This is a genomic window from Paraburkholderia steynii (assembly GCF_900100565.1).
Lineage (GTDB): Bacteria > Pseudomonadota > Gammaproteobacteria > Burkholderiales > Burkholderiaceae > Paraburkholderia > Paraburkholderia terrae.
This window is the reverse complement of sequence record NZ_FNDI01000037.1, coordinates 61,870-82,806: the sequence shown is the minus strand read 5'-3', so window position 1 is coordinate 82,806 and position 20,937 is coordinate 61,870. Positions and strand designations below refer to the sequence as shown.

Annotated in this window: 19 protein-coding genes and 1 rRNA gene; 8 read left to right on the top strand and 12 right to left on the bottom strand. The window is 63.4% G+C overall.

The window, feature by feature from the left end; genetic code table 11:
* The first annotated feature begins 143 nt into the window (after nt 1-143).
* Nucleotides 144-257: ribosomal RNA gene (rrf, locus tag BLT65_RS40340) — 5S ribosomal RNA — on the top strand.
* A 272-nt stretch (nt 258-529) separates the two neighbouring features.
* Here the strand turns inward: rrf and BLT65_RS40335 are convergent.
* Nucleotides 530-1,525, bottom strand: a complete 996-nt coding sequence (locus BLT65_RS40335; protein ID WP_091789221.1) for a LysR family transcriptional regulator — start codon at nt 1,523-1,525, stop codon at nt 530-532.
* Between the two features lie 196 nt (nt 1,526-1,721).
* Here BLT65_RS40335 and BLT65_RS40330 point away from each other — a divergent pair, with 196 nt between their 5' ends.
* From BLT65_RS40330 to BLT65_RS40320, 3 genes are all read left to right on the top strand, one after another.
* Nucleotides 1,722-3,899 carry an FUSC family protein gene (locus BLT65_RS40330; protein ID WP_091789218.1) on the top strand — a complete coding sequence of 726 codons (2,178 nt, stop codon included), beginning with the start codon at nt 1,722-1,724 and terminating at the stop codon, nt 3,897-3,899.
* Nucleotides 3,900-4,106: 207 nt separating this feature from the next.
* Nucleotides 4,107-4,328, top strand: a complete 222-nt coding sequence (locus tag BLT65_RS40325; protein ID WP_091789215.1) for a hypothetical protein — start codon at nt 4,107-4,109, stop codon at nt 4,326-4,328.
* Between the two features lie 134 nt (nt 4,329-4,462).
* Nucleotides 4,463-5,977, top strand: coding sequence for an acetyl-CoA hydrolase/transferase family protein (locus BLT65_RS40320; RefSeq protein WP_091789212.1), 1,515 nt, complete (start codon nt 4,463-4,465; stop codon nt 5,975-5,977).
* Nucleotides 5,978-5,997: 20 nt separating this feature from the next.
* Here the strand turns inward: BLT65_RS40320 and BLT65_RS40315 are convergent, their stop codons facing one another.
* Complete coding sequence (locus BLT65_RS40315) at nt 5,998-7,158, bottom strand: metallophosphoesterase (protein WP_091789209.1); 1,161 nt, start codon at nt 7,156-7,158, stop codon at nt 5,998-6,000.
* A gap of 372 nt (nt 7,159-7,530) precedes the next feature.
* On the opposite strand from BLT65_RS40315, the gene BLT65_RS40310 reads away from it, so the two are divergent.
* The gene (locus tag BLT65_RS40310) at nt 7,531-7,845 is read left to right on the top strand and encodes a hypothetical protein (protein WP_007739009.1); all 315 of its coding nucleotides are present in this window, start codon (nt 7,531-7,533) and stop codon (nt 7,843-7,845) included.
* A 43-nt stretch (nt 7,846-7,888) separates the two neighbouring features.
* Here the strand turns inward: BLT65_RS40310 and BLT65_RS40305 are convergent, their stop codons facing one another.
* Nucleotides 7,889-8,473: a malonic semialdehyde reductase gene (locus tag BLT65_RS40305; protein ID WP_091789234.1), complete on the bottom strand. Its 585-nt coding sequence runs from the start codon at nt 8,471-8,473 to the stop codon at nt 7,889-7,891.
* A 148-nt stretch (nt 8,474-8,621) separates the two neighbouring features.
* Here BLT65_RS40305 and BLT65_RS40300 point away from each other — a divergent pair, with 148 nt between their 5' ends.
* Nucleotides 8,622-9,215: an alpha-ketoglutarate-dependent dioxygenase AlkB family protein gene (locus BLT65_RS40300; protein WP_091789206.1), complete on the top strand. Its 594-nt coding sequence runs from the start codon at nt 8,622-8,624 to the stop codon at nt 9,213-9,215.
* A 66-nt stretch (nt 9,216-9,281) separates the two neighbouring features.
* Here the strand turns inward: BLT65_RS40300 and mdcH are convergent, their stop codons facing one another.
* Genes mdcH through BLT65_RS40260 form a run of 8 tightly spaced genes read right to left on the bottom strand, consistent with a single transcriptional unit; the run spans nt 9,282 to nt 16,376 of the window.
* On the bottom strand, nt 9,282-10,217 hold the full coding sequence (gene mdcH / locus BLT65_RS40295; protein ID WP_091789203.1) for a malonate decarboxylase subunit epsilon: 936 nt from the start codon (nt 10,215-10,217) through the stop codon (nt 9,282-9,284).
* Nucleotides 10,217-10,909 (bottom strand): malonate decarboxylase holo-ACP synthase, encoded by a 693-nt coding sequence (locus BLT65_RS40290; protein WP_091789199.1) that lies wholly within the window; start codon nt 10,907-10,909, stop codon nt 10,217-10,219. Before BLT65_RS40290 ends, mdcH begins: the two co-directional genes overlap by 1 nt.
* Complete coding sequence (gene mdcE / locus BLT65_RS40285) at nt 10,909-11,724, bottom strand: biotin-independent malonate decarboxylase subunit gamma (protein WP_042315495.1); 816 nt, start codon at nt 11,722-11,724, stop codon at nt 10,909-10,911. Before mdcE ends, BLT65_RS40290 begins: the two co-directional genes overlap by 1 nt.
* On the bottom strand, nt 11,724-12,611 hold the full coding sequence (locus BLT65_RS40280; RefSeq protein WP_091789197.1) for a biotin-independent malonate decarboxylase subunit beta: 888 nt from the start codon (nt 12,609-12,611) through the stop codon (nt 11,724-11,726). The genes mdcE and BLT65_RS40280 overlap by 1 nt, the downstream gene beginning before the upstream one ends.
* Nucleotides 12,608-12,913 carry a malonate decarboxylase subunit delta gene (locus BLT65_RS40275; RefSeq protein ID WP_042315482.1) on the bottom strand — a complete coding sequence of 102 codons (306 nt, stop codon included), beginning with the start codon at nt 12,911-12,913 and terminating at the stop codon, nt 12,608-12,610. Before BLT65_RS40275 ends, BLT65_RS40280 begins: the two co-directional genes overlap by 4 nt.
* A complete protein-coding gene (locus tag BLT65_RS40270; RefSeq protein WP_091789194.1) occupies nt 12,913-13,878 on the bottom strand; it encodes a triphosphoribosyl-dephospho-CoA synthase in 966 nt (321 codons plus the stop codon). Before BLT65_RS40270 ends, BLT65_RS40275 begins: the two co-directional genes overlap by 1 nt.
* A 4-nt stretch (nt 13,879-13,882) precedes the next feature.
* Nucleotides 13,883-15,586: a malonate decarboxylase subunit alpha gene (gene mdcA, locus BLT65_RS40265; protein ID WP_091789190.1), complete on the bottom strand. Its 1,704-nt coding sequence runs from the start codon at nt 15,584-15,586 to the stop codon at nt 13,883-13,885.
* A gap of 7 nt (nt 15,587-15,593) precedes the next feature.
* Nucleotides 15,594-16,376 (bottom strand): GntR family transcriptional regulator, encoded by a 783-nt coding sequence (locus tag BLT65_RS40260; protein ID WP_091789185.1) that lies wholly within the window; start codon nt 16,374-16,376, stop codon nt 15,594-15,596.
* A 175-nt stretch (nt 16,377-16,551) separates the two neighbouring features.
* Here BLT65_RS40260 and BLT65_RS40255 point away from each other — a divergent pair, with 175 nt between their 5' ends.
* Nucleotides 16,552-17,859, top strand: a complete 1,308-nt coding sequence (locus tag BLT65_RS40255; RefSeq protein ID WP_091789182.1) for an MFS transporter — start codon at nt 16,552-16,554, stop codon at nt 17,857-17,859.
* 994 nt (nt 17,860-18,853) lie between these two features.
* On the opposite strand, the gene BLT65_RS40250 is transcribed toward BLT65_RS40255, so the two are convergent.
* Entirely contained in the window at nt 18,854-19,756 is a 903-nt protein-coding gene (locus tag BLT65_RS40250; protein ID WP_091789231.1) for a DMT family transporter, read from the bottom strand.
* 130 nt (nt 19,757-19,886) lie between these two features.
* On the opposite strand from BLT65_RS40250, the gene BLT65_RS40245 reads away from it, so the two are divergent.
* Nucleotides 19,887-20,792 carry a LysR family transcriptional regulator gene (locus BLT65_RS40245; protein WP_042315469.1) on the top strand — a complete coding sequence of 302 codons (906 nt, stop codon included), beginning with the start codon at nt 19,887-19,889 and terminating at the stop codon, nt 20,790-20,792.
* Nucleotides 20,793-20,937: the final 145 nt, after the last annotated feature.

The window sequence follows — 20,937 nt, the reverse complement described above, 5'->3', positions numbered from 1 at the left end:
ACCCTGCGCGCAGCGCAGGGTCTCCAGCAGACACACAGGTTGAGATCAGTGTTGTGCCAGAAACAACACAACCCAACACCCTCTTTACGCTTCTTCCAGATTGGCTGTGGCGCACCCCAAATGCGACGCAGCAACCCGTCATGCCTGATGACCATAGCGAGTCGGTACCACCCCTTCCCATCCCGAACAGGACCGTGAAACGACTCCACGCCGATGATAGTGCGGATTGCCCGTGTGAAAGTAGGTAATCGTCAGGCTCCTTACCCAAGACAAGACCCCGCCCTCAAAAGCGGGGTCTTGGCGTTTGTGGGGCACACGTTTTAACGTCGCGCCACGACGGCGTGGCCGGGCCGCAATAGTCCGCGCGTGTTCATCCCTGCCATCTTGAATCGACATTCCGCGGCATAGCCGTCACGCGATAGCGTTGACGATACCGCCTAGTCGCAAGACAACTGTCCCACGCAGATCCACGCAGCCGGCGATCCAGCCAACAACGCAAACTCGCCGGCCACGCGTCTCACCTCACTGCTTAACTGCGCGGTGCAGCTTCGCCACCTTCATTCGCGTGCAGCGCATCATCGGCGGCGATATTCTGGCGGCCAACTTCCCCCAACAGCGCGACATCGCGAGCAATAACCTGCGGCAAATGCGTCCGCAAAAACTCCACCCAGGTCCTCGTTTTCGCATCGATGAACTTGCGCGAGGGATACAGCGCATAGACATTCATCTTCTGCAGCGTGTACTCCGGCAGCACGCGCACGAGTGACCCTGATCGCAATCCATCGATAGCGGCGTACAACGGCAATATCCCGATCCCAATACCCTCGCGAATCGCGACGATCAGCGATTCGGCGATATTCACCTGCACGGGCCCGTTCACATTCAGCACTTCGCTGCCGTTAGGGCCATCCAGTGTCCATTCGCTGGTCGGAAAAGCGGGTGTCTTGAGCAACAGACAGTCGTGATGCAACAGATCGGCGGGCGTTTTGGGCGCATCGTGCGCGTGAATATACGCAGGCGACGCGCACAAAATGCTGAACGTGGTCCCAAGCAACAGCGACACGAGATCCGAATTGGGCAGCGTCGACGCGCCCACGACGGCCACATCCGCGCTTCCTTCGAACAGATCCGGCAACTGCTGCGAGAGCGTCAGCTCGACGGCGACTTCGGGATACAGTGCGCGATACCGCGAAATGGCAGGCAACACATAATGCTGCCCGATGCTCGCAAAGCTATGCATCCGCAGCACGCCCGACGGGCGCTCATGCGCGCCACTCGCTTCTTCTTCCGCATTGTCGATATCAGCAAGAATCTGCTGACATCGCTTCAGATATGTCTCACCGGCAGTCGTCAATGCGAGGCGCCGTGTCGATCGATTGAGCAGACGCGTCCGCAAATGCGCCTCGAGTTCTGAAACCGCACGAGACATCGCGCCCGTGGTCGTATTGAGCGATTGCGCCGCTGCCGTGAAGCTGCCCGCTTCGACGACGCGCACGAACACTCGCATGTTTTGTAACGTATCCATCAATCCTTCTTGATCGACATCAAAGCGTTATTGTCCGCCTGTCGCGGGCCGCCATTGTTGAGGGATCTGGAAGGGACGTTCCCGACGCCTCGCATTAATCCACACATCGTTGGCTCCTACAATCGGCGCCTTCAGGGTAGGCGTGCGCCAGTCGATTCGCGCATTCCTCAGACTAGGACCCCGCGCGGTATTAATCATGAAACGCCAGCATGCGATCAAGCAAGTGTCGTCCGATACTTTCGGATGGCGAGCTGGCATGCTGCGCGCGATCGCCGACGCCGGCACAGAGTGGGCGACCACCGACGGCCTCATCTGGCTTCATCTGTTCAAGACGGTACTGGCCGCGCTGCTTGCGCTGGGCATAGCGATGCTGCTCGAATTGCAGCAACCGCGCACCGCAATGACGACGGTGTTCGTCCTGATGCAGCCGTTCAGCGGGATGGTACTCGCGAAGAGCTTTTATCGGATTGTCGGAACGTTCGTCGGCATGCTGGCCGCGCTGCTGCTCGGCGCACTGTTCGCGCAGCAGCCCGAGCTGTACATGCTCGGCATCACCGCCTGGATGGGCGTGTGTGTGGCGGCGGCGGTCCGGTATCGGCATTTTCGATGGTATGGCTTCGTGCTGGCTGGCTATACCGCGGCGTTGATCGGCATTCCGACCGTGATGGAACCGAATGGCCTGTTCCTCGCCGCGTTGACGCGCGCCGCGGAAGTGGCGATCGGCATCGTCTGCTCGGCGGCCGTCAGCGCGCTGATCGTGCCGCGTCGATCGAGCCTCGCACTGCAAAACGCACTGCAATCGAGGCATCTGAATTTTACGACCTTCGCAGTGAAAGTGCTCGATGGGGCCGTCGAGCGCGGCACGTCGGAGCGTTATTTCGCGGACCTCGTCGATGAAGTCGTGGGCTTCGAGGCCACACGCGCGTTCGCTGCTTTCGAGGACCCTGGCATGCGCTCGCGCAGTCAGGTGCTTGCAAGGTTGAACCACGAGTTCATGGACGTCTGCGCACGACTGCACGCGCTGCATCAGTTGAGAAAGCGCCTGCGCGGCAACCCGTCTGTCCAGGCCGTGCAAGCGACGGCGCCATATTTCCACGAACTTTCGCAATTGCTCGGCGCACACAAAGAGCGCCGCTTCGATTCATCCGATGCCGCACGCATCGCGATCAGACTCAAAGCCTTCCAGGCGACGCTGCCCGCCAGAATGCGTGCGACACGCCGTCCGCTGGAATCGGACGAGCCGCAGTGTCTACCCGATTTCGATACCGCTGGCGAATTGCTGTATCGCTTCGTCGTCGAGTTCATCCGCTATATCGACACGTATGCGTCGCTGGAGACCAATCACAATCCGGCGCGCGAGCGGCCGCCAGTGCGCTACGTCAGCCGGACCAACGCGTTCGTGGTCGCCTGCACGTTCGCGCGCACGGCGGCTGTCGTCGGCGCGATCAGCTGGTTCTGGATCGCGACGAACTGGCCGAGCGGCGGCATGGCCGTGATCGGCGCCGCGCTCACGTGCGCGCTGACTTCCGCGGCGCCGAACCCCGTCAAGCTCGCGCTGCAGATGTCGGTCGGCGCGGCGTGCGCGACGATCGCCGGCTATCTGGTCACGTGCTATGTGTATCCCGCGGTCGATGGTTTTCCGCTGCTGTGCGCGATGCTCGCGCCCGTGCTCGCCGTCGGCACCTTCTTCGCGTCGCGGACGAAGACAGCGGGTTACGGCGTCGGCTTCACGGTCTTTTTCTGCCTGCTCGCCGCGCCCGACAACGTCGTCGTCTACGCGCCCGATCTGCTGATCAACAATGGCATTGCGATCGTCGTGTCGATGCTCGTGACGGCCATCGGCGCCGCGATCGTGTTCCCGGTGCAGATGCCGTGGCTGATCGCGCGTATCGAAGGCGACCTGCGCAGCCAGGTCACGCTGGCATGCACGGCGCCGCTCGCGGGTCTCGCACATCGCTTCCAGTCGAGCACGCACGATCTGATGCACCAGTTGCGCATGCTGCTGCCGAAGCGTTCGCGACGCCATCGCAACGCGCTCAGATGGATGCTCGTCACGCTCGAAGTCGGGCACGCGACTATCGATCTACGCAGCGAGATCGAACGCGCCACATACGCAAGCGACGCACACGCCCGATGGAAGCCGTCTCTCGATCGCGTCACGCGCGATCTCGCGCAGCTATTCGAGCGGCCCGACAAAACGCATGCCGAACGAACGCAAATCTCCGTGCGTGCGGCGATGCGGGTTGTTCAGCAAGTGCTGGAAGCCGTCCATGCGGACCGCGAGAAGCGTCACGATCAGCAGCGCATCCTCAGTTGCCTGCATTTCATCCGCACGGCGCTGCTCGACAAAGGCGCGCCGTTCGACACGCGTTGATCCCCGGCACATCTCGAACAATGCAATCGACACAACAGTCTTTTGCGCCGTCACGACGCCCAGCGCAAACGCGAAAGCCCGAGCCTAAACCGATCTTGCCGCAACCAGGAAGAATGCCTTCCAGCCGTCCCTCTTAATCCACGCCGATCTCAGTCATATATTGGAACCACTGCTTACGCAGCCATTGAAACAACTGGAGAGATTGAAATGAAAGCGCTGAAGTTGGTCCTGATTGCCTGTTCGTTGTCCGCTGCGGCGCTTGCGCACGCGCAGACGGCGCCGGCGGACGAAAGCGCGCAACAGGTCGCACAGGCGAACGCAGCACGCGTCGCGCAACCCGAAGCGGGGCGTCCCGTCGCGAAGCGGGCGAAGAAGGCCGATGAGTGTGTCGGTCCCGTGAGCTACTGCGTGATGTATTTCGGTAGCTGACCAGAGCGGCACCGCGCAGCCGCCTGAAGCATCGGGCGGAATGAGCGGAAATCGAGCGACAGCCGGACCACGCACACCAACAACAAGACGTGCAAACCGGCTTTCGCGAGCGTGACATCGGAGAGACTTTCATCATGTACGAAGACCGGATTCGCTGTGCCGCGGTGCGCGGCAAGATCACATCGGCGGCGCAGGCAGCGCTGCTGATCGACAATGGCATGCGCGTCGGCGCGAGCGGCTTCACGCGCGCGGGCGATGCGAAGGCAGTTCCCGTTGCGCTGGCCGAACGCGCGCGCAGCGAAGGCAAGCCGCTGCGGATCACGTTGATAACGGGCGCATCGCTGGGTCACGGCGTCGACAGTCTGTTGACGGACGCCGGTGTGCTCGCGCGCCGTATGCCGTTCCAGGTCGACAGCACCTTGCGCAAGGCGATCAATCGCGGCGACGTGATGTTCGTCGACCAGCATCTGTCGGAGACGGTCGAAATGTTGCGCGCCGGCCAGCTCGGCAAGCTCGACGTCGCGATCATCGAAGCCGTCGCGATCACCGAGACGGGCGGCATCGTGCCGACCACATCAGTCGGCAATTCGGCGAGCTTCGCGATTCTCGCCGACAAGGTGATCGTCGAAATCAATCTGGCGCAGCCGCTCGCGCTCGAAGGCCTGCACGACATCTGGATTCCGGGCCGCCGTCCGCATCGCGATCCGCTGCCCGTCGTGCGCCCGAGCGATCGCGTCGGCACGACGGCGATCGAGATCCCGCCCGAAAAGATCGCCGCCATCGTCATCACGAACAAGCCCGACAGCCCATCGACTGCATTGCCCGCCGACGAAGACACGGCGTTGATCGCCGGCCATCTGATCGAGTTCCTGCAGCATGAAGTGGCGCATGGACGCATGCCTTCGCCGTTGCCGCCGTTGCAAGCGGGCATCGGCACGATTGCGAATGCGGTGCTGGCCGGCTTCGCCGATTCGCCGTTCGAGCCGTTCTCGATCTACTCGGAAGTCCTGCAGGATTCGACCTTCGATCTGATGGATGCCGGCAAGGTCACGTTCGCGTCGGGCGCGTCGATCACGTTGACGGAAAAGCGCCAGGCGCAGGTGTTCGGCGATCTCGCGCGCTATCGCGACCGGCTCGTGCTGCGTCCGCAAGAGGTCAGCAACCATCCCGAAGTGATTCGCCGTCTGGGCCTGATCGCGCTGAACACCGCGCTCGAATTCGACATCTACGGCAACGTGAATTCGACGCATGTCGGCGGCACGCACATGATGAACGGCATCGGTGGTTCGGGCGACTTCGCGCGCAATGCGTCGTGCGCGATCTTCGCGACGAAATCGATCGCCAAGGACGGCGCGATTTCGAGCGTCGTGCCGATGGTGCCGCACGTGGACCACAACGAACACGATGTCGATATCGTCGTGACGGAGATCGGTCTTGCGGACCTGCGCGGACTCGCGCCGCGCGAACGGGCGTCGCTGATCATCGACCAATGCGTGCATCCGCTGTATCGCGATTTGCTGCGTGACTACTATCGCGACGCGCTGCGCTTTGGCGGGCAAACGCCGCACGTGCTGCGCGAAGCGTTCGCATGGCACGCGCGCTTCCAGGAAACGGGATCGATGCTGCCGGAGCGAAACGTCACAGCGTGACGTAATTGAACTGACGGACGTCAGGTGCCGCCGCCGACCAGACGCAAGCGCGTGATCTCCGACGGCGCGCCCAGACGCTTGGGTGGTCCCCAATACCCGGTCCCGCGGCTCGTATAGACCCACAGGTCGTCGAGACGCGAAAGACCGGCCACGAAAGGCTGTTGCAGCCGCACCGCAAAATTCCACGGAAAGAACTGGCCGCCATGCGTATGGCCGGACAGTTGCAACGTGAAGCCCGCATCGGCCGCCGCTTCCGCCGAGCGCGGCTGATGCGCGAGCAGCACCTTGATCAGCACGTCGCCAGGCGCGCCTTCGAGCGCCGCAGCGGGATCGCTCTCGTGCGCGGGATCGAAATGCCCTGCGGAAAAATCGGTGACGCCCGCGATCACCGCCTGCGCGCCATCGTGCTCGACGACGACATGCTCGTTGAGCAGCACGTGCAGGCCGAGCCGCTGAAACTCGGCAATCCACGCATGGGCGCCCGAATAGTATTCGTGATTCCCCGTCACCAGATACGCGCCATGCCGCGCGCTCAGCCGCGACAGCGGCCGCGTGTGATCGGCAAGATGCTCGACGCTGCCGTCGACGACATCGCCCGTCACTGCGATCAGATCCGGCTCGAGCCGGTTCACGGCATCGACGATCGCATCGACGTAACCGCGCTTGATGGTCGGCCCGACGTGAATGTCGCTGATCTGCACGATGGTGAAGCCGTCGAGCGCGTGCGGCAGGTCTTTGATCGGCACGTCGATCGACACGACACGCGCACGGCGTCGCGCATTGAAAAAGCCGATAGCAGTCGACAGCAGCGCGAGCAGCGGCACGGCGATCGCGCTATTGATCTCCCAGCCCGCGGGGTTCACTACTTCCGGCGAGATTGCGCGAACGATCATCACGACGAGCAGCAGCAATTCGCGCGCGAACGTCAACACGAGCAGCGACGAGAAAAGACCCAGTGCGATCAACCCCGCCCACGCGAGCCGGTCGCCGAGCGGCTGCCGCTGCAGCGAGCGCGCGATCATGCCGACGGGAATCAGCAGCACGGACAGCACGAGCCACAGCGCGCACAGCCCTTTCACGGCGGCATCGACGGGCAGTTCGGGAATGATCCGGATGCCGACATACACGTGCAGCAGGATGCCGATGGCAATGATCCGGACGAAAAACGATAGGCGGCGCATAGGTGAAAGTGGGGCGCGGATTGCGCGGAAGGTGAGTCGCAGAAAGCGCACGCCGTTGCAGAGCGGCGGCCAATCATTCTACAAGCAGTTCAGCGCGCTTGCCGAAGCTGTACGGACATGTCGGGGCAACGCCAATATGTGGGCATTGCGATGCAGCATACGTACGCTGCAAGTTCTTCGTCATGCCGATTAAATGCTTATTAAATGACTATTGAATTGGACGCATGAACGGACTATTCTGAAATGGAGCGTGACTGTCGGCGGCAGGCCTCGCATCCCGTTCCCGGTATCACGGGCGCGCGAGACACTCCTCTGCAGGCGGCAGCTGCGCCTGATCGCCCAATCGGTTTGCGGTTTGGGAGGAGACGAATGATGAAAACGACAAAGTTCGCGCATCGCGAGCATCACATCGGTTACGAAGGCAGTCACGTGATGCTGCCTATGGTCGTGCTGTCGCTGATGGCGCTTGGCGTCTACTACGGCGTCCAGCACATCGACTTTTCCGAACTGGGGCGCACCGCGCTCTTTTACGTCGTGATGGTGTTCGTCGCGCTCGGCGTGGCGGGCCTGTTCGGCGTGGTCGGGGCGTGGCTGCGATCGCGCGGAGACGAGGCGGAAGAGGGTTTCTGCTTCGTCGGCGCGCTGATCGGCGCGATCGTGTTCTACGTCGCGCTGATGGCAAGCTGACGCTGCCCGGCGCGCGGCGGGCTTAGGGTAACGCCAGCGGGCGTCAGACGATTTGCGCCGCTTCGTCGAACGAGAAACGCGGGCTGCGCGGGAACAGCTTCGACGCGTCGCCGTAGCCGAGATTGATCAGGAAGTTCGACCGGACCGTCGTGCCCGCGAAGAACTCGGCATCCACTTTCGCCTTGTCGAAGCCGGACATCGCGCCCGTGTCGAGGCCGAGCGCACGTGCAGCCATGATCAGATAGCCGCCTTGCAGCGTCGAGTTGCGGAACGCGGTTTCGGCGATCGCGGCTTCGTTGCCCGCGAACCAGCTGCGCGCATCGGCGTGCGGGAAGAGCTTCGGCAAGTGGTCGTAGAAGGCCATGTCCATGCCGACGATCACCGTGACGGGCGCGGCCATCGTCTTTTCCAGATTGCCTGCGGACAGCGCGGGACTCAGCCGCGCCTTGCCTTCCGGTGTCTTCACGAACACGAAACGTGCGGGGCTCGAATTGGCCGAGGTCGGGCCGAGCAAAACGAGGTCGACCAGTTGCCTGAGAAGTGCATCGTCGACGGGCCGCGTCTGCCAGCCGTTGTGCGTGCGGGCGGTGCGGAATAGTTGATCGAGAGCGTCGTCGGAAAGAATCATGATGATGGGCTGAATGACGAAAAGTCGAATGAAAGCGCAAGCTGGCGGATGACCCGCGGCAGCGGCGCGTTCGATAATACCCGCTGTTTCCTGTGAAGAGAGGTTTCGCGAGCGCAATGCAGTGTTGTGCGCTCGCGATTGCAACGCAATGTCCGCCGATCTGTTCGACGATTTGCCAACGCCCGATGTGGCGTGGTTCCCCGACTGGCTCACGCCCGATGCCGCTGCCACGCTGCTCGCGCGCATCGTCGACGAAGTCGCCTGGCAGCAGGATTCGATGTTCACACCCGCCGGCCGCGTGCCGTTGCCGCGCCTGACGGCATGGCAAGGCGAGTCCGATGCCGTCTATGTGTACTCGGGCATCCGCAACGTGCCGTCGCCGTGGACGCCCGCCGTCGCGGAACTGAAAGCCGCCGTTGAAGCAACTTGCGGCGCGCCGTTCAATAGCGTGCTGCTCAACCGCTATCGCAGCGGCGCGGACAGCATGGGCTGGCATGCGGATCGGGAGCCCGAACTCGGCAAGGAGCCGGTGATCGCGTCCGTCAGCCTCGGCGCGACGCGACGCTTCGATCTGCAGCACAACAAGACGCACGTCGTGCAGTCTTATCCGTTGAAGGGCGGCAGCCTCCTCGTGATGCGCGGACGGACACAGGCCGAGTGGCGGCATCGCGTGCCGAAGGAGCCGAAGGTGCAGGGCGAACGCGTGAACCTGACCTTCCGCTTCGTGACGCCAGGACGCTAGCTGCGCATGCTCCTGCTACAAGTACGTTAAAACTTTTAAAAAATTTATGCGCATAAGGAATCGGTTTCAGGCAGCCGATTCGAGGCGTCGATGGATGGTCGGCGCCAGCCGCTCGAAGGGCAGTGTGCTTGCTGCGATCGCGGCCATGTCCGGGTACTGCTCGCGGACGATATCGGTCAGTACCTGGCCAGGCGGCGCTTCAACGAACACCTTCGCGCCCATTTCGATCATCACGGTCAGTGCGTCGAACCAGCGGACCGTGTAGCGCATGTTCGTGGCGAGATCGTCGCGCACGGCATGCGCTGTATACAGCGCGCGGCCGCCGCGATTGCCGATATAGCCGCTCGACGGCGCGCGAAACGGGACATCGCGCGCGTAGTCCGTCAGCGCATCGGCGGCTGCCGCGAGCAGTTCGCAATGCGACGGCACGCTGACGGCGAGCCGCGTCGCCTTGCGCGCGCCTGCCGCTAACGCTCGCTCGTTGAATGCATCGAGCGCAGCGTCCGAGCCGGCCACGACGATCTGACGCGGCGCGTTTACATTGCCGACATAGACGCGTGCGGCGGCGTCGCGCGCCTGCGAGTCGGCGAGCTTCTCGATTTCGTGTTCGGTCAGCCCGGCAATCGCGGACAGGCCATAGCCACGCGGATACGCCGTTTCCATCAGTTCGGCGCGCTTGCGCACCATGAGCAGCGCGGCCGCGAAGTCGATTGCGCCGCAACTCACGGCGGCTGCATACGCGCCCACCGACAAACCCGCGCTCAGTTCGGGCGCCAGTCCTTCAGCGGCGAGCGCGCGCTGTATTGCGACGCCTGCGATCAGCAAGCCCATCTGCACGGCGACGGTCGATTCGAGCGCTGTTTGGGTGTCGAGTGTCAGCACGTCGACGTTCAGCACGGCGGATGCTTCGTCGAGCGTTGTCTGAATGGCGGTATGCGTGCCGAGGCGATGCAGGAAGCCTTCGGTTTGCGCGCCCTGGCCAGGGAAAATAAAAGCGAGCATTAGAGCGCCCAAGGATCGGAGACGAGCCGTGGACCGCTCGCATGTCGCGCCATCACGCGCGCCTTGCCGGACGCGTATTCGGCGAGCGCGACGCCGCCTGCGGGCGTTTCGAGTTGCGCGTCGATGCGGATGCCTGCATGTGCTGCGTGTTCGTCGAGTTTCGCCTGGATGCGTTGTGCTTCGTCGCGTGGTAAATGATTCGACATCCGTATTAATAAATCGAGGTCGCTGGTCGCGGTGGCGGTGGGCTTGCCGGATGCAAGTTCGAAACCGACGCTTCCTGTTGGTCCCCAAATGAATGAATCAATGCATGACGTGTCGCGCCGCAGCGCATCTAGCGCGACGAAAACGGGAAGTGCGGCGCGATCGGCGACAAGCAACGCGGAATCCAACGAAGAAGACAACAACGCTTCAGGCCTGAAAACAGCCTCGATATCATCACTATGCGCCCACGTTCCATACCGCTCATTGCGCGCCGCGCCGCGCAACCCGATGGCTACCAATCCTGCCGCCGCCTGCGCGCGCCGCACGACAACGAACGGCGCGCGCGCGAACGCAGCGCGGACCCACGCCGGTTCGTTATCGAACGATTCGAGCCGCCGCAAGCGCACGATGTCATGCGCTTGCCAGCGCAGATCGTCAGTAACGAGCGCGTCTTCTGGCGCAAACGGCGCGGCCGCGCAAACACGCATCACGCAGCGTCCCACTGTTCGGCGAGCTTGCGCCGCACTTCAATCGACGCAGCGCGCGTCTTCTTCGCCGCATCCGACTCCAGCCGCCGCGACAACCCGCGCGTATCCGAGCGGGCGCTCCTGGCCGCTTCCGCGAGCACGCTGCGCACGCTTTCGATTTGCGCTTGCGTGGGCTCATCAGCATCGACGCCTTCGATCAACGTGTCGAGCAGCCCGAGCTTCGCGAACGACGCCATCGTGTACGACATCGGCGTGATCGTTTCGCCGAGCTTGTCGAGTTCTTCGACCGTGCGGCGCGTGACGCGCGCGGCGGCTTCCTTGCCCATCGCGTGTACCAGCGTGCCGGGCGCATCGAGTGCGACGATCCGGTTCGCCTGATAGCCATGCGCGAGGAACGCGCCCGACATAGCAGGACCGACGATCAGCGCAACCACAGGATGCCCGGCGTCGCGCGCGCTCGCATACGCATCGACAGCCGACGCGCACGCCAGATGAATGCCGAGCGTCTCTTCGCGATATCCATACGCCTGGCTTTTGACATCGACGATCGCGACGATAGGGCGCTTGTGTTCCGACGACGCATCGCGCGCTACCGCTTCACGCACCGCTTGCGCGAGCTTCCAGCCCTGTTCGAGTCCGACGACGTTATCGCGCGCGCGCGGAAAGCGGTTGTCGGGGTCGGGGACGACGGAGAAGAAGGTCGCCATCTCGTTGCCAAGCGGCGCCTCGCCGGACCAGACGGGCGCGGCCGTCGACGTGTCGCCCGCAAGCGCCTTGAACCAGCGCATGCCGCGCGTCAGTACCGTATCGCTCATCATTGCCCCTTGCGCGGCGTGGCCGCTTCGTTTGGCTTGAACACATCGCGCATCGTTTCGGGCGTGACGTTCGCGGGATCGATGCGCGCGAGCCGCTCCAGATATTCAGCCACCTGTTCCGTGCGATGCGCCGCCGGCACGCCGCGCGCGAACGCATCGCGAACCGCTGCCTGGACGGCGTGCGCATCGTCGTCGACGAGCGCGTCGGCAAGTCCTGTCGCCGTGCGTTGCTCGCCGCCGATCATCTGCCACACGCGGCGCCGGTCGCTCGAATCGAGTTCTTCGATGCCCGCTTCCTGTTCGATCACTTCGGGGCCGTTCATGCCGAGGCGTCCCTGTTTCGTCGCGACCAGATACGAGCACAGCCCGGCCGCGAGCGACATGCCACCGAAGCAACCGACCATGCCCGCGATCACGCCGACCACGGGCACGTATCGCCGTAACGCGACGATCGCCGCCTGCATCTCCGCGATCACGGCCAGCCCCAGATTCGCTTCCTGCAAACGCACGCCGCCCGTTTCGAACAGCACGACGGGCCGCACGATCTTGCCGCGCTCGCAATCGCGCAGTGCGAGTTCCAGCGCCGCGGCGATCTTGCTGCCCGACACTTCGCCGATGCTGCCGCCCTGAAACGCCGACTCGATCGCGGCGATCACGGCCGGCTGGCCGTCGATTGTGCCGCGCGCGATCACCGCGCCATCGTCGGCCTGGCAGACGATGCCTTGCAACGGCAGCCACGGCGATTCGATGCGGTCGAACGGGCCGAGCAGTTCGCGGAACGTGCCTTCGTCGAGCAGCGCGCGGGCGCGCTCGCGTGCCGTCAGCTCGATGAAGCTGTCGCGCAACACCGGCATCGAAGGTGGGTTTTGGATCGTCGCCGTGCTCATGAGCTTGCTCCTTCGTCGGCCGCTTCGATGGCCTCCGCGAGACGCAGCGCGACCACGCCCGGCGTCGCGCCGAAGTCGTTGATCTCGATCTGCGCCGCGCCGTCATAGCGCGTGAAGAACCGGTCGAGCACGCTCTTCCAGATGTGCCCGTAGCCATCGACGCTGGTGCGCACGGTCACGGTCGCCTGCATCGCGCCGGCGGGCGACAGCAGCACTTCGAGATCGCCCGAACCGACCACGCCCACATGCGAGCGCGTGGTGATCGCGCGTTGCGCCGGATAATCGAAAGTCATCTGTTCCATCAGTTTTCAGCTCCCGCTGGAGCGTGACGCGCCAGCTTGTCGATGAAGAGGGTGGCGGCGAGCAGATCGGCTGCGCCGCCAGGAGAAGCGTTGAGCGAAAGCAATTCGGTTTCGAGCGCGTCGAACGCGGCGCGTCCCGCCGCCGTCGTGACGCCGCCCGCCGCGAGCACGGCGCGCGCGCCGCGTTGCCCCGCATGCAGACCGGCGAGACCGGCGCGATGCAGGAGGCAGGTATCGTCGAGCGCGGCCATGATCGCGAGCAGCGTGTCGACACGCGCAGCGTTTTCGCCGATGCCTTTCGCGCGTGCCGCGCGCAACGCGGGCAGACCGACGCCAATTACGTGCGGGAAACCGTCCTGCGCTTCCTGACGCGCGCCGCCGACATTAAACCGTTGACGCACGCGCTCGCCATGACTGTCGACGGGTGCGGCGAAGCGGTCGGGAAAGCAGGCGATCTGCGCGCCGAGTTCGCAGACGCGCGCGGCGTGCGAGTGCGTGCGTTCATACGGCAGCAGTTCGCGCAAAACGTTGTCGTCATCGTCGGCAATGATGGCCGCGCCCGCGACCAGCAGGCCGACAATCCAGATCGCGCCGCGATGCGCATTGCTGCCGTTCGTCGCGTGCATCATGTCGTGTTCGCCAGCGCGTCCGATCTGCGCAAGCTCCGCGCGCAGCGTCGCCGAAGGCAGGCGGCCACGCGATGCGCGTGCCAGCGCCGCGAAACTCGGTTCGAGCGAGTGGGCGGAGCGCAGCATCAGCGGCAAGTCCAGATCGCGATGCGCACCGCTGCCGCGCCCATCGACGAGCGCGGGTTTCGGCGTCAGTTGCGCTTCTTCGATCAGCGACTCGACCGCGAATCGCGCGAGCGTGGCATCGCACGGCGCGGCATCGACGCGAGGCAGACAGCGGGCGTTGGCACGCGGAGGCATGCCCGCGTCGAGCGGGATAGCGTATTGCAAGGCCATCGCATCACCAGCTGCGGAAACGTGCCGGCGGTGTGTACAGCCCGCCCGACCAGGTGACGAGATCGTCGATGCTGCGCGCCGCGAGCAGTGAACGCTTCGCTTCGCCGCGCCGGATGCCGAGATCTTCCGGATACGCGACGATGCCCCGGCGGCGCAGTTCGGCCGTCTTTTCGGGCTTCGCGCGCAAGCCGATCGGCGTCACGCCGGCGACCGCCGCGACCGCCGCGCGCCGCTCTTCGACGCCTTCGGCCTTGTGCAGATGCGCGATGCCTTCTTCCGTCACGACATGGCTGACGTCGTCGCCGTAGATCATCACGGGCGCGATGGGCATGCCACTTTTCGCGCCGACGGCGACGGCGTCGAGTTCATCGACGAACGTCGGCTCGCCGCCTTTCTTGTACGTTTCGGCCAGTTGCACGACGAGTTTTTTGCCGCGCGACACGGGGCCTTCGTCTTTCAGCAGCTTGAGCCACGCTTCGCTCGAATGGCGTCGGCCGCGCGGATCGTGACCCATGTTCGGCGCGCCGCCGAAGCCCGCCAGACGCCCGCGCGTGACCGTCGACGAATTCGCATCGCCGTCTATCTGCAGCGTCGAGCCGATAAACAGATCGACGCCGTATTGCCCGGCCAGCTGGCACAGCACGCGGTTCGAGCGCAGCGTGCCGTCGCTGCCCGTGAAGAACACGTCGGGGCGCGCTTCGACATACGCCTCCATGCCGACTTCGCTGCCGAAACAATGCACGCTTTCGACCCAACCCGATTCGATGGCGGGAATCAACGTGGGGTGCGGATTGAGCGTCCAGTTGCGGCAGATCTTGCCCTTCAGTCCGAGCGACTCGCCGTAAGTCGGCAACAGCAGCTCGATGGCAGCCGTGTCGAAACCGATGCCGTGGTTCAACGATGTCACGCCGTACGGCTCGTAGATGCCCTTGATGACCATCATCGCGGTGAGCACCTGCAGATCGCCGATATGGCGCGGATCGCGTGTGAACAGCGGCTCGACGGCGAACGGGCGGTCGGCCTCGACGACCACGTCGACCCAGGAAGCGGGAATATCGACGCGCGGCAGTTCATCGACGATCTCGTTGACCTGCACGATCACAATGCCATGCCGGAACGCGGCGGCTTCGGCGATGGTGGGCGTGTCTTCCGTGTTCGGGCCGGTATAGAGATTGCCGTGCCGGTCGGCTTTTTCCGCGCACAGCAGCGCGACGTTCGGCGTGAGGTCGACGAACATGCGTGCGTACAGTTCGACATACGTATAGATCGCGCCGATTTCGAGCTGGCCGTCTTCGAGCAGTTGCGCGACGCGCAGGCTCTGCGGACCCGCGAACGCAAAATCGACCTTGTGCGCGATGTTCCTTTCAAAGAGCGTCAGATGCTCGGGGCGGCTGATGCTCGAAATCAGCAGATGCACGTCATGCACTTTCTGCGGATCGACCTTCGCGAACGAGCGAGACAGAAAGTCCGCCTGCTTCTGGTTGTCGCCTTCGAGCGCGACGCGATCGCCGGGGCGGATCAGCGTTTCGAGCGCATCGACGATGCGATGCGCGGGCAGGATGCCGTCTTCGAGCCAGGGCTCGATCGCGGCGAGCCTGCGTCGCTTCTCGTCGCGTTTGGTGGTCCAGGAACGCGCGGCAGATGACCCTGCGGGCGCTCCCGTTGACTGTGCCAATCCGAGCTTGGCTGATTCGATTCGCTGATTCATCGGTGCTTCAACTCCCGATAGTGGTTGGAGTGCGCGCGGGCCTTCCGCGCTTTCGGCGCGGGGTGGCCGCGGCGGCTTCCGCCTGCGCGCGTTCCGTCAAGAAACGATAGACCAGTTCGCCCGTGCCCAGCAGGTGAGCGGAGATGAGCGACTGGGCGGCGGCGATGTCCTTGCGTTCGACGGCGGCAAGGATGTCCAGGTGTTCGGCATCGGATTCGCCCTTGTAAGCGGGCAAACCGAATTTCAGCCTCAAGTAGCGCTCGCCGCGCCGATGCAGCGCCGCGATCATCTCCGCGAGCTGAGGGCGGTTGGCGGGCGCGTACAAGGCGGTGTGGAATGCTTCATTGCGGGCCACGTAAAGGGTAGGGTCCGGTTCGCTTTCGGCGGCTTTGCAAAGCGCCACCGCTTCGCGCAGCGACTCGGGCGTGTGATTCGGAATCGCCAGCGTGATGGCAAGGCTTTCGAGCGCCGAGCGGATCTCATAGATCTCGCGCGCCTCAGCGGGCGAGAGCCGCGCGACGGTCGCGCCCTTGTTCAGCTCGACTTTCACCCAGCCTTCACTTTCCAGCTGGCGCAGCGCTTCGCGCACGGGAATTGCGCTGACCGAGAAGTGCCGCGCGATCGCGTCCTGCCGCAGCGGCGCGCCAGGCTCGAGTGAGCCTTCGACGATTGCCGTACGCAGCGCCTCCGCGATCACACGCGAAGTGCTGGGCCGCGGCTCATGCGCCGTGGGCAGCAAGGGGACGCGCGGGGCGCTGTCCAGGGGAAAACCACCGGTTGCGTTGTTCATGACATCAAATATTATATATAAAAACGACGAATTTCTAGCGGGCAAACCCGGGGTTTTCATAAAGGCACGGCGCTGACGCGCGGCGCCTCTCGCACATGCGGCGGCCCGCATGCGGGGGAGCCGTTGTGCCGTGACGGTCACCCAATCCAACCGTAGTACATGGAGGAGCAGGAGCATGTTGAATTCTTCGATATCGGACCGTGCGGGAACCGTGCGGCAGAAGACGCCGCTCAACCGGTCGCAGATCGCCGGCTTTTGGGGCGCGTGGGCGGGCTGGACGCTGGACGGGATGGACTCGTTCATTTATGCGCTGGTGCTGACGCCGGCGCTGACTGAATTGCTGCCGCGCTCGGGCTATGCGGCGACGCCCGCGAACGTCGGACTTGCCGGTTCGATCCTGTTTGCGCTCTTCCTGGTGGGTTGGGGGCTGTCGTTCATCTGGGGCCCGCTCGCGGACCGTTTCGGCCGCACGAAGGTGCTGGCGGGCACGATCTTCACGTTCGCGATCTTCACCGGGCTGTCGGCGACTGCGCATAATGTGTGGGAGTTGGGCATCTATCGCTTCATTGCTGGCGTGGGCATTGGCGGCGAATGGGCGCTGGCGGGGACCTATGTCGCCGAGGCGTGGCCCGAGGATCGCCGCAAGATGGGCGCGGGCTATCTGCAGACGGGCTACTACGCGGGTTTTTTCCTGGCTGCCGCGCTGAACTACACGATTGGCGTGCATTTCGGCTGGCGCGCGATGTTCCTGACGGGGGCGGTGCCCGTGGTCGTCGCGATCATGATTCTCACGCGGGTGAAGGAGTCGGACAAATGGCAACGGGCCGAATCGCGCGATGTGGCGCGCGTGAGCCCGATGCGCGAGATTTTTGGGCCGACGTATCGGCGGCGTACCTGGGTCATGTGTGCGCTGCTGACGATCGCGATTATTGGATTGTGGGCGGGTGCTGTGTATGAGCCTTCGGCGGTCATTCAACTCGCGACGCGGGCTGGCATGGCAAGGCCTGAAGCATTGAAGATGGCTTCGATCGCGACGGGGTTGCTGTCGATCGGGACGATTCTTGGGTGTCTTGCGTTGCCGCCGCTGGCCGAGCGGTTTGGGCGCAAGAAAACGCTTGCTGTGTATTTTGCCGGGATGGCGGTGGCGATTATTGGCAGCTTTGGCTGGGCCTTTTATCTGCCTAACGGGTTGGCGCCGTTTATTGCCTGGCTGTTTGTGCTTGGGTTCTTTGGTGGGAATTTCGCGCTGTTTAGCCTGTGGCTGCCTGAACTGTTCGAAACGCGTGTTCGCGCGACGGCTTTTGCTTTTTGTACTTCGTTTGGGCGGTTTGTCGGGGCGGGGGTGAATTTTCTGCTTGGGGCGGCTGTGCTCAGTATGCATACGCTTGGCGTGCCTGTTGCGCTGACGGCGCTTGCGTTTATTGTCGGGTTGCTTGTGATTCCGTTTGCTAAGGAGACTAAAGGGGAAGTTTTGCCGCAGTGATTTTTGTGGCGGCTTCGCGGCGTGGGGTGGTTTGGTTTGTCTGAGCCTCTGCGGTGGCATCCGGTTTGGTTTGCTTGTGTTTTTGCTGGCATCCGCGAATTGTTAGCGTGCTTCAGGCGTCGCCCCTGTGCGGGGCGGCACCTACTTTTCTTTGCCGCCGCAAAGAAAAGTAGGCAAAAGAAAGCGGCTAACACCGCCAGCTCCTGTGCTTGCCTGAGGGCCCCCAAAGGGTCTTACGCTTCACACGGCAGCCTTTCTGTTTGCGTGCGTTGCCAACGCTTCGAATGAACGCCTCACCCACTTCAAATACCCGCACACGTGCTAGCGGTAGCGAACGGTATGTGCCGCCCAGGTGGCAAACTGTGTGTAGGTTGTCGCGTCGTACAGGGTAGCGCTCTTACAGGGTGGGACGCATGCGCAATCGGTCCGGAGTGAGGCATGCGAGGCGCTACGGCCTACACAAAGTTTGCCACCTGGGCGGCGGGGGACTATCTGGCAAGGCATGCTGAAACGCAGGAGCGTGAAGCGGGTGAGGCGCAGCGCAAGAGCGCTGGCAACGAACATGGGTCACGTGATTGCCGTGTGAAGCGTAAGACCCTGTGGGGGCCCTCAGGCAAGAAGAAATGTTGGCGGTGTGAGCCGCTTTCTTTTGCCTACTTTTCTTTGCGGCGGCAAAGAAAAGTAGGTGCCGCCCCGCACAGGGGCGACGCCTGAAGCACGAAGGCATAGCGCGGATGCCAGCGCAGAGGCAAGCACACAACAGCAACGCCCGCGCCGCGAAAGGCGCCAAACGAATGCCCGCACAGGGCGACGCGTGAAGCACGAAGGCAAATCGCGGATGCCAGCGCAGAGGCAAGCACACAACAGCAACGCCCGCGCCGCGAAGGCGCCAAACGAATGCCCGCACAGGGGCGACGCCTGAAGCACAAAGGCATAACGCGGATGCCAGCGCATACACAAAGCAAACCACCCAGCGTCGCAGACAAAAAACCCACTAACTCGCACGCAACCGCAAAACCGACACCAACGGCCACCCAAGATTAACGCCAAGACTGGCAACAACAATCAACACCATCCCACCCATCTGCGAAACACCGAGCGCACGTCCATAAACAATTGCATCGACGGCAATCGCCGTCAGCGGATACACGAACAGCAGAACCGCGATCACCGGCGTCGAGAGCTTCGGCAGCGCGCCATAGATCAGCACATAAGAAAGCCCAGTGTGCAACACACCCATCCCGATCAACCAGAACCACTGCATCGGCCCGATATGCTCCGCGCCGAGCGGCGCGATAAACGGCAAGCACACGACACCAACAGCACATTGCGCAAGCGTCAGCAGATGCGGCCGCAGATCGCCAAGACTCTTGGCAATGAGCGTGACACTCGCATAGAGCACGGAACCAGCGAGCGCCTCGCCAATCCCGATCAGATAACTCGAATGTCCCTGCAATGAACCCGCTCCCGCGACGCCCGACGCAAGCACAAGCCCGACGAACGCCGTTGCGATCCACCCCAACCGGTCGATACCCAGCCGCTCATTGAACAGCGCAGCACCGATCAACACGACCCAAAACGGCTGCACATGAAACACGACCGTCGCCACCGCGATGCTCGTGCGATGAATCGCATCGAAGAAACCGACCCACTGGGTAACCATCAGCACGCCGGATAGCGCCGCAAGCAGCACCGTACGTCGCGTGAAATAACGGCGCGCGAAGTAGCCCTTATATGCGCAGTACGCAGCAAGCGACAGAAACCCGAACAGGCAGCGAAAGAACACCAGCGTCAGCGCGCCGAGCCGCGCTTCCTCGACGAACACGCCAATCGTGCCCATCAACAGGCCGCCGCTCGCAAGCGTGAGCGCGCCTTGCTGGCTTCGGCTGAGCGATATCGACGATACCGACGACAAAGACATGGCAGTAAATCCCTCGATCGCGTTGTATGCATCCGAGTATCGATCCGTTGCCTTATCGTGGCAAACGAATAAAATTGAGAAATTCCATAAGCAGGATTGATAAATCATGCACCCCGAGTTCGATGTCGATCTGCTGCGCACATTCGTTGCCGTCGTCGAGGCGGGCAGCTTCACGAAGGCGGCTGTCACCGTGCATCGCTCGCAGGCGGCCGTCAGCATGCAGATCAAGCGGCTCGAGCGAATGCTCGGCACGACGCTGTTTGCTCGCGATACGCGCAACCTGTCGCTGACGCGGCCCGGCAATACGCTGCTCGAATATGCGCGGCGCGTGATCGATCTGCACGAAGAAGCGTGGTCGGCCATCGTGCGGCCCGAGGTGACGGGGCGCGTCGTGCTCGGCGCGCCGGACGATTACGTGTCGTCGCTGTTGTCGCCCGTGTTGCGGCGCTTCTCGAACCTGTATCCGCACGTGGAGATCGAGATCGTCTGCGCGCAGAGCACCGCGCTCGCGCCGATGCTCGCGGACAACAAGATCGACCTCGCATTCGTCACGCGCGACCGCAAATTGCGCGGCGAATTCGTGCGCAGCGAGCCGATGGTGTGGGTAGGAGCATCCGAAGATACGTCCGTGCTGAACGTGTCGCCGTTGCCGGTCGGGCTGTACGAGCCCGGCTGCGTCGCGCGCACGAATACGCTCGCGGCGCTCGACCGGGCACGCATCCGGTATCGCGCCGCGTACAGCAGCGCGAGCCTGAGCGGCCTCGTCGCGACCGTCGACGCGGGGCTTTCCGTAATTGCGCTCGCGCGATGCAGCGTGCCGTCGCGACTCGCTATTCTCGGCGCCGAGCAAGGTCTGCCTGTGATCGAACCGCTCGACATCGTCGTCGCGCGCAGTGCGAAATCGGATCGCCCGACATGCGACTATTTCGCTGCGCAGATGATGCAGGACCTGTCGGTGCGCGGGTCGCCGCGCGAGACGCGGGAGGCGCGCGAAGCGCGAGCGAGGGCGTGACGCCAGGCTTGCATGCCGCGCTTACGCCGTATGCTGGCGACGGCAACCGCCACGCGCATTGACGGAGTTGTTAATAACGCGGGCCCGCGTTTTGCGGCCCATCATGACATCTGACGAAAGCGCGAACGCGTGCCTTGCGCGTGTG

Bases quoted from the DNA above. Each gene is read 5' to 3' on its own strand.
- BLT65_RS40335 (WP_091789221.1), bottom strand. From the start codon at position 1,525: ATGGATACGTTACAAAACATGCGAGTGTTCGTGCGCGTCGTCGAAGCG.
- BLT65_RS40330 (WP_091789218.1), top strand. From the start codon at position 1,722: ATGAAACGCCAGCATGCGATCAAGCAAGTGTCGTCCGATACTTTCGGA.
- BLT65_RS40325 (WP_091789215.1), top strand. From the start codon at position 4,107: ATGAAAGCGCTGAAGTTGGTCCTGATTGCCTGTTCGTTGTCCGCTGCG.
- BLT65_RS40320 (WP_091789212.1), top strand. From the start codon at position 4,463: ATGTACGAAGACCGGATTCGCTGTGCCGCGGTGCGCGGCAAGATCACA.
- BLT65_RS40315 (WP_091789209.1), bottom strand. From the start codon at position 7,158: ATGCGCCGCCTATCGTTTTTCGTCCGGATCATTGCCATCGGCATCCTG.
- BLT65_RS40310 (WP_007739009.1), top strand. From the start codon at position 7,531: ATGAAAACGACAAAGTTCGCGCATCGCGAGCATCACATCGGTTACGAA.
- BLT65_RS40305 (WP_091789234.1), bottom strand. From the start codon at position 8,473: ATGATTCTTTCCGACGACGCTCTCGATCAACTATTCCGCACCGCCCGC.
- BLT65_RS40300 (WP_091789206.1), top strand. From the start codon at position 8,622: ATGTCCGCCGATCTGTTCGACGATTTGCCAACGCCCGATGTGGCGTGG.
- mdcH (WP_091789203.1), bottom strand. From the start codon at position 10,217: ATGCTCGCTTTTATTTTCCCTGGCCAGGGCGCGCAAACCGAAGGCTTC.
- BLT65_RS40290 (WP_091789199.1), bottom strand. From the start codon at position 10,909: ATGCGTGTTTGCGCGGCCGCGCCGTTTGCGCCAGAAGACGCGCTCGTT.
- mdcE (WP_042315495.1), bottom strand. From the start codon at position 11,724: ATGAGCGATACGGTACTGACGCGCGGCATGCGCTGGTTCAAGGCGCTT.
- BLT65_RS40280 (WP_091789197.1), bottom strand. From the start codon at position 12,611: ATGAGCACGGCGACGATCCAAAACCCACCTTCGATGCCGGTGTTGCGC.
- BLT65_RS40275 (WP_042315482.1), bottom strand. From the start codon at position 12,913: ATGGAACAGATGACTTTCGATTATCCGGCGCAACGCGCGATCACCACG.
- BLT65_RS40270 (WP_091789194.1), bottom strand. From the start codon at position 13,878: ATGGCCTTGCAATACGCTATCCCGCTCGACGCGGGCATGCCTCCGCGT.
- mdcA (WP_091789190.1), bottom strand. From the start codon at position 15,586: ATGAATCAGCGAATCGAATCAGCCAAGCTCGGATTGGCACAGTCAACG.
- BLT65_RS40260 (WP_091789185.1), bottom strand. From the start codon at position 16,376: ATGAACAACGCAACCGGTGGTTTTCCCCTGGACAGCGCCCCGCGCGTC.
- BLT65_RS40255 (WP_091789182.1), top strand. From the start codon at position 16,552: ATGTTGAATTCTTCGATATCGGACCGTGCGGGAACCGTGCGGCAGAAG.
- BLT65_RS40245 (WP_042315469.1), top strand. From the start codon at position 19,887: ATGCACCCCGAGTTCGATGTCGATCTGCTGCGCACATTCGTTGCCGTC.